The sequence below is a fragment of the Priestia sp. ST2 genome, from assembly GCF_055810735.1.
Window position 1 is genome coordinate 608,132 of record NZ_JBVVNT010000003.1, and the last position, 13,226, is coordinate 621,357.

Genomic DNA, 13,226 nt, shown 5'->3' on the forward strand with positions numbered 1-13,226 from the left:
TTTAATCCCGTTTTAAAAATTGATAGACAGCTTTATCAACCTCTGAGCTTTCATGTAAATCTGAATGTGCTTCATGAAACGTGTGGAGATGAATGTGTTCGGTGAACTCTTGCAGTCCGTACGCACTTTCTACTGTTACCACTCCATCTGTCTTATCTCCCACATCTCCTGCTCCTGAAAAAACGTCGATTTCTTTTGAGAAATCTTGACGACTTTCGTACAGCTTGTTTAACGCTATAGAGTGAAAAGCTAAATCACGAGCACCCATAGATTCAATATGATTGCGTGCATGAGGATACATCTCCATTAATTCCTGATAATCTAATCCTTGAATTGGCGATCCTAACGTAACTAACTTTTGAATATACTGAGGGTTAGACAAACTAACAGCTGCTGCTGTTACTCCTCCCATACTATGTCCAACTAAATCAACAGAAGATGCTTTATATGTATCACGTACATCTTGCATAATAGCTTCAATCCATTTTTGCTGCTGTGCAATACTGGCATCTGGCTTTTTAAAGACGATATGAATAAGCGGAAGTTTTCCCTCTTTTGCTTTCATAATGTGCTTCCACTGAATAGCTCCATCTTTTTGAACAACGCAGTAAGCTACTTTAGTTCCCCATCCGTTTTGTTCAAATCGTTTAATCATTTTCCCTAAGCTTTTTTGACTGCCTAAATAGCCATGAATAAATAAAACCGGCACATTTTTCGATTGGGCACCTCGTTTTATTTGTGGGGCAAAAATATAAAAACAAAGCGAAATAAATAGTATGATACTAATCAATAAAATTAACAGCCGCAAGTTCTCACCCTCCGATCGTCTGGTTCATTACACTCATTAATAAAAAAATTTGGAGTAAATTTTATTCTGATACGTCCTGTAAGCTGCAGAACTTGTCATCTTTTTCTTGTCAACGAGCTGCTCAAAGCGCAAACGCTTTTCCGTAAGCATCTCTGTTAGCCTTTGTTCTTCATTAGCATCCGTGCATATAGAAATCAATTCTTCTATTGTAGCCATATCTCGTTTCAGCTCTTGTTCATCCGTTATCATGTTTGCATTTTTTAATATCCTATACGCTTGGCGCAGTTCTTCAGGTATATGTGATAAATCTTCTAACTTTAATGGTTTTCCTTCCCCAGGCAGCTTATCAAAGTCACCGTCTTTTATTGCTTGTCTAATTCTTTCTTCAGCAATTATATACGCAATATCCAAGGAAAGACCTCCTTTAAGCAAATATAAAATTCAATCTTACCTTCTATATAAAAGATGTATAATAAACACAGCTTTTATAACCGTATTTTTTATTATACTATGATTATAAAATTTGAACTACCTTCACTTCTTGGATAGACTATTCTCTCTTTGTAAAATAATTTCCAGAGCTTCACTCCTTTCACTATCAAACTTTCTTGAGCAGTTTCTTAATTAGCTGAAATTCAATGAACGATTCTCCATCAGGTTTTGTTATCTTATCTTACTATATTTATACAAAAAAGCCTCCTTACGCATGTAAGGAGGTGGAAAAAGGTAATTCTAAGGTCATCATGTTATGCCTACTTTCTATAAAACCACATTTTGAGAGCGTTTTCAATGTTTTTTTATATTACTTTGCTAATTTTCTTTTCGTTTAATGAGGCTCCGTAAATATAACGAAGCCTCACCAAATTTCTACTCTTCTTTATCTGATGGAATCATAATTTCTCCTTCGTGCTCTTGTTTTTTCAAAAGCAGCTGGAGAATCGTTTTGGATAATTTACTAGGCTGATAGGGTTTAATCAGAAACTCACACACTCCAAGCTCTAACCCTTTGCTTCTTTCGTCTAAAGCAGATGAGATTAAAATAGGAATCTTTTCTGTCTCTGTATTTTCTTTGAGCTGTCTTAAAACATCCCAGCCGTCTAACTTATTTTTTCCTAACATAATATCTAGAACAACCACTTCAGGCTTTTGCTGATGAATAGAGTTTAATGCGTCTTCTCCATTGTTAAAATACCGAACGTGAAAGCCGCTTTCTTTTAATTCTACCTGTAAAAGCGTCGCTAAACTTTTATCATCTTCTACAATCACTACGCTTTTACGGCTATCATTCGTATTTATCATCTCTTCATCGTACTGAACTTCATATAGAAGCGGGAGAACAACCGTGAATGTTGTTCCTTTTTTCCATTCCGATTGTACAGTAATGTCTCCGCCATGAGCTTTTACAATTTCTTTTACAATTGCTAATCCTAGACCTGTTCCGCCAATTTTGCGCATATCGGAGTTATCTACTCTGTAGAATTTGGTAAACAATTGACCTAGCGCTTTATTTGGTATACCAATCCCTTCATCTTGAATATCAATATAAACAGCGTGTTCCTTTTGATACACTTTAACTGTAACGTTCCCTCCATCGGGGGAATATTTCACTGCATTACTAATTACATTATTAAACAATTGCAGCAGCTTATCTTTATCTCCCATTACTGTAAAATGCTCTTGATCGGAAATCATATCAAATTCGTGCTTACTTGTTTGTATTTTCTGGACCTCAATCACCTGCTTAATAAGCGGCAGAATGTCTTGATACTTTTTATCGTAGGTTTGTTTCCCCGCTTCCATTCTTTGGACGTCCAGAAAATCGTTGATTAAAGATGTTAACCGCTGTGCTTCCTGATAAATAGTAGTTAAGTACTTCTTCTGTCTTTCTTCTTTTAATGTTTTGTTTAGCATAAGCTCAGTGAACCCTAATACACTTGCTAAAGGTGTGCGCAGTTCGTGACTCACAGTGCTTACAAATTCCGACTTCATCTGATCAACTTCAAATTCTTTCGTAATATCCCGATGAACGAACAATACGCCAAACATCTGACGGTTTCGATATACGTATTCGCTATAAACTTTTATAACTTTTCGCTTACCTTCCGTGTGCAGGTAATAAACAAAAGACTTTTCTACTTGCTCTCCCTTACAAATGGCTTCAACGTATTGTCTCAGCTGCTGTATATTTTCGACTTTTTGAGAAAGAGCATCTAGCCATTGATTGCAAGAGAGCTGAAGAAGCCCGCTTTGATGCTCATATTGAAACAATTCGCTAGTCTTCGTATTCACTTGTAGAATCGTACCGCTTGTATCTACAAGCTGCATTCCTTCTTGAATCGAATTTAAAATATCTTGAGATAGCAATCGGTCATGCTCAGACTCTTCGTAAATATAAATTTTTTCAAGGGCAATCGTAATTTGTTTTGCCAGTATTTCAAATGTCTGTAATTCATGTTCTGTGTATTTATCCGCGTAGCGGCTGTAAAACATATAGGCTAGCATATCTCCCTGTGAAGAGAGCACCGGTACGATAACATCATACAAATAAAACGTTTGCTGATGATATAGGCGCTCATGTTCTATACACTCTCTTTTTACTACCATACATTTTTTCGTCTTTTGCACATGATCAACGTAATTATTATGAAGATTTGCCACCATCTGTTGAACACTTGATGAAGATAGACCAAATGAAGCATGTGTCTTTTCATCGGCTAGCATAATAAACCCGTGATCAGCTTTCATCACCCGGCTCATATTTGTGACAGCACTCGTGAGAACCTCTTGCTTGTGAAGAGAATTTGTTAGTCCATGCACAAATAAATTGCGCAATTCTAACTCCCCTTCTCGTTCCTTGGTCAATTCTAACGCGTGCTGAAGTTCATCTTGCTGACTGTGCAATTCATCTTGCTGTGCAATCAGCTCCTCATTTTGAGCCGTTAACTCCTGTTCATTATTTTGCAAAGTCGATACCATTTTGTAAAAGGCTTGAGATAGCATACCAATTTCATCTCTTCTATGTTCATCAAATGTCATAGGCATTTCTTTTCCGGCAGCAATTTCGCTTGCCGTATATGCGAGCTGACTCAGCGGCTTTACAAACTTATTTAGCAGTACCCGTGTAAGCAATAATAAAATGACCACTGTAAACGCTAAAAATAAAATAAAGAGCGTTTGACTTTTCTGCATGTCACTCGACGTATCATCGTACTGTGTATTTAAGTCTTTAGTTAATTCCTTTTGGTAGTCATCAAGTTCTTTTTGCATTTGTTCTATTGATTTAGAAGCAGCCTTCCGCTCAGGACTAGAGCGGACTCCTTCAATACCTTTTTTGTCGTAAATATCTTTAAAATAAGGAAGCGTTTGATTAAAATACGTGTTTAGCATCACCGTCGCTTCATTTACAAACGTACGCTCACGTCTATCTGCGGCTAGACCTGAAAGTCGATCAAGATTTTCTTCGATAATTTTTTGCTGACTTGCAGCCTCGTTATACATATCCTCTGAATCAAATGCAATAAACCCACGAGCCTGCAAAAAAGCCTTGTTCATTGATTTATCAATTGTAGATAGCAGCTGTGCCTTTTCCCGTACTTGTGCCCTGTACTGGGCATAATCAGCTGTAATTTCTTTTTGCCGTACAACAAGTACAGTTGAACCCGCCGCAAAAGCAAGTAAAAGGATACTTGCTAAGAGGATGAACTGGATTGAGATACTTTTTCGTTTTAGTTTATTGTTCATCTAAAATTTCCTCGACACGTTCGGCTAGCAATAGGGGACTAAACGGCTTAGACATAAAATACGCAGCCCCTGCTTCTAACACTCGGCTTTGATCAGCAGCTTGATTCTTAGCTGAAAGCATCAATACTTTTGTATGGCGCTTATCTTTCATTTCTTTCAGCTGTTGAATGACTTCAAGCCCGGTGAACACGGGCATCATATAATCCAAAATAATTAAGTCAAAATCACGTTCTTTAATAAATTCCAAAGCTTCTTCGCCATTTTCTGCTTCCGTCACATCATGTCCTTCATCTTCAAGGGTATCTACCACTAACATACGAAGCACTTCTTCATCTTCTGCTAATAAAATTTTTGCCATTGTTATTCCTCCGCTTGTAGTCGTCCATACGTTTTTTGCAATATGAAGTAGGACGGCTTTATTCGTTCATGAAAAGTTGGATACTCCCAATTTCTCCACTTATATAAGTAAAAATCTTTTAATAAAAGTTCTCCTTTTTTCTGAGTCGGAAACGTATCTTCTACGTCATTGCTCTTCTTATTAACAGCTACGACTCCCACTTGAATCCCTTTTATTTTCTCGCTGGATTCTAATCCTTTTTTGGACCAAATATCTCCCATTATTTCTTTTTGACTCGGGTCTTTTACATTTAAAAGCGCCCAAGGAATGCGAAGTTCAGCAATTCCACTTGATTCATTTACTTTAAAATCTGCTAGCGAATCAAATGATGAAGAGTTAGGATTGCTGTTTCCTTCTTGGAGCTTCCCAGTTTCATAGGCGTCAAAAGGAATGGTTCTCTTGTTTTTCCCCTCTCCAATCGCTAACTCTTTGTTAAGGGCGAGCCTGATTGGATTAAACATGCCGTTGTCTTTCGTATCGGTTCCTTTTACGGCCGGAATCATTTGAAGCTGATGAGCATATGAAAAATAATACGTATCGTAATAGCTGTCTATCCATAAATGACTGTCTTCTTTCCCGTTTAATTCTGCTACAAAATCAATTCCTTTTGTTTTTAAGGAAGGAATTTGAGGAATCTTTGACTGTCCCTGATTGTTAATCGTGTTAAACAAGAAATAAAGCTTTTGATCTTCCAGTTCTTTTGCACTCACTTGTAGATATAGATAACCTTCATCACTTGTAATGTTCAATGCTTTTAACTTTTTAGACGGCTTATATACCGACTTGCTGTTCAGCTTTTTCCAATCATCTGATTTACCGTCTACTTTGACTTTCAGCTTCGTTCCTGGATCAAAACTCAGCAGTCCAAAATGCTGCTCTCCCGTTTGCAAATTCGTCCAAAATGGCCTTCGGTTCGGATTGTCGTACTCCATCGTATTCCACGTTCGCTTAAACCATTCATCTTGCCATGTAAAGACCATACCGCCAGCCATTTTTTCTTCGACAATGTCTTCGTATAAGCGTGACAGAATCTTTCCTTGTTCTTGTTCCGTGTGAAAGCCTTGATCCCACCCGTATACGTTTCTATGGGTGAGTCCTCGCGAAGCCGGAATGCCAAATTCAGCAACAAGAACGGGCATATGATGAACTTCTTTCATATTTTGCAAATAGCCTGCGTAGTTATTTTTCTCTCCTCGATGATCTCGATAAGCGAGATAACGAGGTTCATAGTTTAAAAAGTCAGGATAGTACGGATAAATATGATAAGAGGCAAATAAGCCCGGCTCAAATTTTTTAGTTGTGTGAATTAAATTAGGATTAACGGACACTTTATCTTCGTCTTCAGAAGGTTCATATGGATGAGTAAGCAAATCCGTCGTCACCCAGTTCGTAAAGCTCATAGGCCGCTGCCAATCATATTTATCCTGCTCATAGGAAATTGTTTTTTCCATAAGCTGAGCAAGCCAAATTTCAAAAGGGTTGCCTTTTTCGGTATAGATGTACTGCCCTTTAAAATCTTTCATTCCTTTATGTTTTTCATTTGTCGAAAGAGCTACCGTGGGATCCCATTCAACTCCTATAATCCATCCTAAAACATAAGGAGACACGTCTGCTGTGTACGTTCCGCTTGCATGTCCCGTCCACTTTGGCAGTGTTGCCTTTCCGTGAATAACGTTTACAATCCTTTTCATTTCAGCTTCAAATTCTTTTGTATTTTCCTTTGCAAAAGCATCTTGTGAATCATAGAAAACTTCTTCATTTACCCATACTCCATGAAAAAGATAAATGGGTTCTTTGGCTTTTTGATTATACTCAGCAAGCGCTTCATAAAAGGCGGGAGGATGAATGGTGTATACGCGGATTGAGTTGGCATTCATCTTTCCAATTTCTTTAAACCAGCGCAAATATTCTTCTTTCGAAATAGCAGTCTCACCGGGGAAATATCCTGGCTTACTAATGCCCATATTTACTCCTTTAATCAGCAAATCTTGCCACTTGCCATTTTGATAAACTTGCAAATAATCTTTTCCTACTTTCCCTGCTACTTTACGGTCAGCATCTTCATAGATTTCCATATTTTCATTAAAAGTAACAGAAGCAGGCTGAGATTCATTTTGCTGTTGATCTATGATCTTATTCATAAGAGACAGATAAACAGTCCAGTAAAAAGAAGACTCATCTTCTTTTCCGATTTTCTCTGTCCATTTCTTCCACACCGGGTAAAAAGAGGTTTGATAAATGGAAGGTACTTCTCCTTGATCTGCAAAATCTCCTGCAAAGTAATAGGTATCATATCGCTCTTTATTATGATGAACGACTGCTGGTATGGACAAAGGGATACCATTTTCCTTTAGCTTGTTTTCTCCTTCAGAATCCAAGTGAAAGACAAACTGAGCCTGCACATCACTTTTTTGCTGGGGTGTAATTACGTCAAACCAATATTGATAAGCAGATTCATCCTGTAAATTTAATGTTTTCTTTCCTTGTTTTGTATATTGAAACCATACTGGATTTTCTTTTAATTCTTTTTCCGTTATAATAACGAGCTTATTGGATTCATTAACGAATAATAAGCCTTTTCCTGTAAGGCTCCACTCTTTGTTGTACTGCTTTTTGTAAGCACTTTTCACCCAAGCAGGAACTTCTTCACTGCCGAATTCCTCAAAGTAGCGACCAATCCAGCCAGACCACGTAACATTGTACAATTCATACAGTTCTTTGCGAACGTCTAAAGAAGTAGGGCTTCCAAATGTATTAAACTCTCCAATCAGCGTGTTTGTACGTCCATTCAGCGCTTTCTTAACGTAGCTCACGTCTTCAGAAGTCATGCCGCCATACACCAATTGAGAGCGATCTCCTCTTTTAGCTTTTACGCCTAAATCTTCTTTGTATACACCATACGTGTCGGTGATATAAATCATATCTGCAGAGTTTGTTTTTGGCAGAGATTTAATGCTGTATGTTTTATCTCCTTTTGGGTAAAACCCTGCATAATCTTTTGAGATTTCATAAGGCTTCCCGTCTTTGCGTACTTTCGCTTGATTCAGCATCCACATTAAGCCTTGATGCTCTCGAAACGTTTGATCTGGCACTGTTTTATCAATAACAAGCATATTCAAATCAGTTGGTTTCTTTAGCTGCCAAATAAGAAATGGAGAAGCCGTTATCGCCATAACCAAAATAATGCCGCCGATTAATAACCATTTTTTCATTGTGAAACTCCTTTTCGCTGCATGTCTCCCCAGCCTTTTTTATTGCGAATAACATCCAACAATCCATGACAGCGCCATATAACAGTTAGTGGGCGATACCAAAAGGATTCAGTCAGGGAAAAGACAAATAGCTTAGCAATATCGGATACTTTTGGATATTTACGAAGGCTCCACTCTTCTAGCAAAACGGCCGCCATTGAATAAAGAGAACCATATACAACCATTAAAAGAAAAAGCAAATAAGCAAATTCTACATAAATCCCGCCTACAACTAGAGAAATAACAATAAACAAATAGCCTAACATTTCCATGACCGGTCCGATTAGTTCAATAAACACAAAATAAGGCATAGAAATCATTCCGATGCTTCCGTATTTCGGATTAAACAGCATCTCTTTATGCTTCCAAAGACTATCAAATAAACCGCGGTGCCAGCGGTTCCGCTGTCTTCGCAAATATTTGATTTCATCGGGTGCTTCTGTCCAGCATACGGGATCTGGAATATAAACAATTTGATTGTTGGTTTTTTTCTGTTTAATCAGTCGGTGCAGGCGAACAACAAGCTCCATGTCTTCGCCGACCGTGTGAGAATAACCCCCAGCTTCAATCACCCAGCGTTTAGAAAATACGCCAAATGCTCCTGACACAATAAGCAATAAATTATGGCGACTGAGACCAATGCGTCCCATAAGAAATGCACGTAAATATTCAATAATCTGCATCACAACAAGCGGCTGTGTATCAAGTCCAATCGATACGACCGCACCGTTTTCGATTTTACATCCATTTGCAATTCGAATACTTCCCCCTGAAGCAATTACTTCTCCGTCTGAATCAATAATTGGCTTCATAACTTTTAAAAAAGCATCTCTTTCTAACACTGAATCGCCATCGATCGAACAAAAATAAGGATAGTTGGATAAATTAATTCCTGCATTTAATGCATCTGATTTTCCCCCATTTTGTTTATCGACTACATATAAATAATCGTATAATTTAGAACGATATACAGCTTTTACTTCTTTCGTCTCTACTTGCTTTCTCACAACTCGATTCATTTTCACAAGAGAAAACTCCTCGATTAGCTTTTCTAACGTATCATCTGAAGATCCGTCGTTTACTACAATTACTTCATATTCCGGATATTCAATTCCAAGCAGCGAACGCACGCTTCCAATAATCCCGACAGATTCGTTATAAGCGGGAACTAATATAGATAACGGTGTTGTATAGCTAACCGCAAGCAAATCTTCATAAGGTTCTTCATCATTTAATTGATATTGCTTTCGCAGTTGAAAAGCAGAGATGATAAACATCATAAAATAAAAACAAAGCACAAAAATCATATAAGCAAATACAGCCCATCCGCAAATGGACAATAAAAGATGCCAAACACTATTCCACAACCGTAACTCCTCCTTTTTCAAGCCATTCTGCTGCCATATCTTTCGAAAACTTGTCATCAGTCGTTTTGTATACTTGAACTAAGTATTCTTTACCTGTTGGGATTTTCATCATTGACTGAGCAGCATTCGAACGCACAAGAAAATGAGAATCTTTTAGTGACTGCTCAAGAAGTGACAATCCCTTCTCATCTCTCGTTTTGCCTATTAGTTTTGTAGCCATCATTCTTTCTTGCCAAATACCTGACTGAAGATGGTTCGTGAGCTCCTCTATTCTTAATGGAAAAGATAAAGCATTAAGTGATTTCAATGTACGAATTCGCAGTTCTTCTGATGAACTTTTCATGTGCATTTTTAAGAAATCTATATACTCTAACTTATGATTGATACCGATCATATCGATAAGAGGCAGCTGAATTTCTTCTTGTAGATTTTCAAATTTATTAATAAATTGCTGAAACTGCTCACTGTTCATAGTTCCAAACAAAGAGCGGTACATAAATTCAGACAGCGGTCTAGAAGCGTTTGTCATGTATACAACAAACTCAGGGCGGTTCAGCTTAACTAAAATTTTTAAAATTTGATTTTTTTCAGCCGCTGTACTATTTTTTTCTCATACATTTCTACTAATTGGTCTGTTAGCGTAGTTAGACCAAAATCTTCAATAGCATAAAGGGCATTCATTCTGACACTCCATCTAGAATGATGCAGCTCTTTTTTATATTTGGGTGTAAAAACCTTCTCCGCATAGAGCGTGATGTTATTTAGAATTTCATCGCCTTGTACAGCTGTAGAAAAACCGCTCAATAGTTCCTCTACACCCGCCAGCTCTATTCTATTTTTAGGCTCTAACCGATGTTCTTCATCTTTTCTGTATAAATAAATAAAAAGAGATTCTTTCATACTATCTTTATAGAATTCTACTTTTGCTCGAAAAGCGTTTAAACGCGCTTTTTGAATAAGTAAATAACTCAGAAAACAGACTAAAAGCAATAGCAATCCGCCAAATAAGACATATACCACTTGAATTGACATCGCCATTTATTTCACCTTCTTCATTAAATGACGCACGCGCGCTTCAAGCTCCATTAACTTAAATGGCTTTGTCATGTAATCGTCTGCCCCAAGTTCTAATGCTCTTTGAATATCTTGTTCGCTGTTTCTTGATGTAAGCATAATAACCGTATACTGATCGTAACGTTTATTCTGTCTTAATTTTTGCAGCACTTCTAAGCCATCCATTTTAGGCATCATTCCGTCTAAAATAACAAAGTACTGATCGCTAGAATGAATCCATTGAGACTCAAAAAATTCAATGCCATCTTTGAACACTTCTATTTTCACTTCATAGCGATCTCCTACATCAATCTTACTTAAAAGCTCTTTCAGCATCGTTCGAATGATAGAATCATCATCAATAATAGCCATACGAAGCGTTCGCTTTTTAACCAGCTTGCTTTGAGAAGAAGCTACAATTTTTTGACGTCCTGATTCCTTCGCTATATATAATGCCTCATCAGCTTGATGAAGAGCTTTTTCTAACGGCCATTCAGTGTTATGAACTTCTACAACTCCGCCGGAAAAGCTGCAATAAAACGAATTGCTTTGATGTGTGAACACTTTTTCCACAAAGAAATCCAACAGTCTATTTAATACTGTTTCTGCCTCTTTTATATTGGTTTTTGGCAGTAAAAGAATAAATTCTTCGCCTCCATATCTAAAAATGTAATCTGTTGGACGAATTTCATGCTTCATATACTCTACAAATGCTTGCAGCACACGGTCTCCCATAAGATGTCCATATCGATCATTTATTCTCTTAAAGAAATCTAAATCTAAAATCGCTAAACAAAAAGGATCTTTTAAGCGGTCGTAGCTGGATAGCTGCTGACTGTAGATTTCTTTTAAATACGTTCGGTTATAGGCTCCTGTTAATTCATCAAACATTAAATAGGAGTTAAACATCTGCTTTCGTTCAATATGGTGACCAATTCGAAGTAGACTTTCTTCCATATCGAGAGGTTTAACAAAAAAATCATCGGCCCCTAATTTAAAAGCCTTCAAACGCGTCTCTCTTTGATTATCAACGCTCATCATGACAATGGGGACGAACAGTTGCTTTGTTTTATCACGTAAAAATGAAAGAATGTCAAAGCCTGTACAGTCTTTCATATGTACATCAACAACAAAACAATCCGGCTTTAATTCGTAAAAAGCCGTAATGGCTTTTTCTTTAGAGGCAGTTGCTAATACGTACCACCCTTGTTTTTCAAACTGTTCTTTTAAATACATCAGCATTGAAAGATCATCATCCACAAGTAAAACATTCGCTGTTTGTTCACTAATTTCTATCGGTTTATTTATGTCTTCTACGGATTGAATTTCATCTTGATAACAAATTTTAATAATATCTAATAAAAATGTATTCAACTCCGCGTAACCCCAGGTTTTTTTCTGATTTTTTTCAACAGCTTCCATTAACTCGCGGGAACGATCTCCTAAATAATTCAGTCCAATGGTTGCAGACGTTCCAGAAATTGAATGCAAAAAGCGGTACACTTCTTCATGAGGTATTTCTTCATTTTGATCGGTCCACTCTTGCAGCTGCTTGCGGACATTAGCTAATAATGCAATTTGATATTTATCCATCTTATACACCCTTTGTTCGATATAGTTAACACTTACCCCATATTACTCCATCCATTTTTCTATAATATTTTGTAAGTAAATGAAATATTTTCTTACTTGTATTTTAAGTATGTTTTTTCCAAATGAAAAGCAATTCCTTTTTAACCATACTTTTCCTTCAATGATTTTACTTTAAAATGATTCTTTTTTCACCCATTATTTTTTCTACCCAATAAGTAAAATGACCTGTTATCTTCTTTATAAATAGACCTACAACCTTATTGACAAAATTAATGAGTCTTTGTTACCCTTATACACGTTGTGAAAAATTTAAAAGTGAATGCTAAGGAAAGCAGCCGTTTTGATGAATAATCAATCAAATCAGGTTCTTTCCTTTTTATATTTTTACTAAGGTAGATACTTTGCTAAATAAAGTTTCGCTTTATACACCGTGTCCTCTTTGTCATAGGCGCACTTAGACCGAAAACAGACGGAAAGGAGTATAAAATGTTTACTCAGCTTACAGAAAAAAACCAGAATGCAGAAGAACTAAAAGAAACACTTGATGATTTAGAGTTTCAGCTATTTCGCATGCAGGATAATTTAAAAGAAATTGCTAAAAAGTATGAAGTTATTGGTGTCGATCAGCCTGAAGATAATCAGTTAGTTATTGTATCGGCACAAAATGACGGAAACGCATGTAAAATTATGCTAAATGAATGTACAAAAGCCTATAGAGGGGCTTGGGATTTTGCCATCGATGGCGTATATGAAGATAATCACACGATTTTTATTGGTGACATTAAAGGGCCCGCTAATAAGGGATATGGCTCTGTATGTATGAATTATTTAAAAGAAGTAGCGGTTGATCAAAATGTTCATGTCATTAAAGGCGATATCGCTGAGCGCGATTGGGATCATCTCGAAAGATTGATTCATTTTTATGAAAAACATAACTTTGAGGTGAATATTGATTATACGAATAAGTGCGGAGAAATTGAGTGGACTCCAGCTTATCAATAAAAAACGAACAGACG

At 36.9% G+C, this 13,226-nt stretch carries 10 protein-coding genes; 1 reads left to right on the plus strand and 9 read right to left on the minus strand.

Features of this window, described 5'->3' with window-relative positions; all coding sequences use genetic code 11:
- Position 1 precedes the first annotated feature (1 nt).
- The 9 genes from AC0KUU_RS15515 to AC0KUU_RS15555 all read right to left on the minus strand — a co-directional run bounded on the left by AC0KUU_RS15515 (position 2) and on the right by AC0KUU_RS15555 (position 12,210).
- A complete protein-coding gene (locus AC0KUU_RS15515; RefSeq protein WP_043980124.1) occupies positions 2-808 on the minus strand; it encodes an alpha/beta fold hydrolase in 807 nt (268 codons plus the stop codon).
- Between the two features lie 36 nt (positions 809-844).
- Positions 845-1,219: a DnaJ family domain-containing protein gene (locus AC0KUU_RS15520; protein WP_043980127.1), complete on the minus strand. Its 375-nt coding sequence runs from the start codon at positions 1,217-1,219 to the stop codon at positions 845-847.
- Between the two features lie 456 nt (positions 1,220-1,675).
- Positions 1,676-4,549 (minus strand): ATP-binding protein, encoded by a 2,874-nt coding sequence (locus AC0KUU_RS15525; protein ID WP_323618481.1) that lies wholly within the window; start codon positions 4,547-4,549, stop codon positions 1,676-1,678.
- Positions 4,539-4,907 (minus strand): response regulator transcription factor, encoded by a 369-nt coding sequence (locus AC0KUU_RS15530; RefSeq protein ID WP_025749698.1) that lies wholly within the window; start codon positions 4,905-4,907, stop codon positions 4,539-4,541. The genes AC0KUU_RS15525 and AC0KUU_RS15530 overlap by 11 nt, the downstream gene beginning before the upstream one ends.
- Positions 4,908-4,909: 2 nt before the next feature.
- Positions 4,910-8,158: a hypothetical protein gene (locus AC0KUU_RS15535; RefSeq protein ID WP_322551761.1), complete on the minus strand. Its 3,249-nt coding sequence runs from the start codon at positions 8,156-8,158 to the stop codon at positions 4,910-4,912.
- Positions 8,155-9,564: a glycosyltransferase family 2 protein gene (locus AC0KUU_RS15540; RefSeq protein WP_043980132.1), complete on the minus strand. Its 1,410-nt coding sequence runs from the start codon at positions 9,562-9,564 to the stop codon at positions 8,155-8,157. The genes AC0KUU_RS15535 and AC0KUU_RS15540 overlap by 4 nt, the downstream gene beginning before the upstream one ends.
- A complete protein-coding gene (locus AC0KUU_RS15545) occupies positions 9,554-10,093 on the minus strand; it encodes a HEAT repeat domain-containing protein (RefSeq protein ID WP_425203501.1) in 540 nt (179 codons plus the stop codon). The genes AC0KUU_RS15540 and AC0KUU_RS15545 overlap by 11 nt, the downstream gene beginning before the upstream one ends.
- A gap of 41 nt (positions 10,094-10,134) precedes the next feature.
- On the minus strand, positions 10,135-10,602 hold the full coding sequence (locus AC0KUU_RS15550) for a hypothetical protein (RefSeq protein WP_473452589.1): 468 nt from the start codon (positions 10,600-10,602) through the stop codon (positions 10,135-10,137).
- On the minus strand, positions 10,603-12,210 hold the full coding sequence (locus tag AC0KUU_RS15555; RefSeq protein WP_043980135.1) for a GGDEF domain-containing response regulator: 1,608 nt from the start codon (positions 12,208-12,210) through the stop codon (positions 10,603-10,605).
- Positions 12,211-12,696: 486 nt separating this feature from the next.
- On the opposite strand from AC0KUU_RS15555, the gene AC0KUU_RS15560 reads away from it, so the two are divergent.
- A complete protein-coding gene (locus AC0KUU_RS15560; protein WP_013055642.1) occupies positions 12,697-13,212 on the plus strand; it encodes a GNAT family protein in 516 nt (171 codons plus the stop codon).
- Positions 13,213-13,226: the final 14 nt, after the last annotated feature.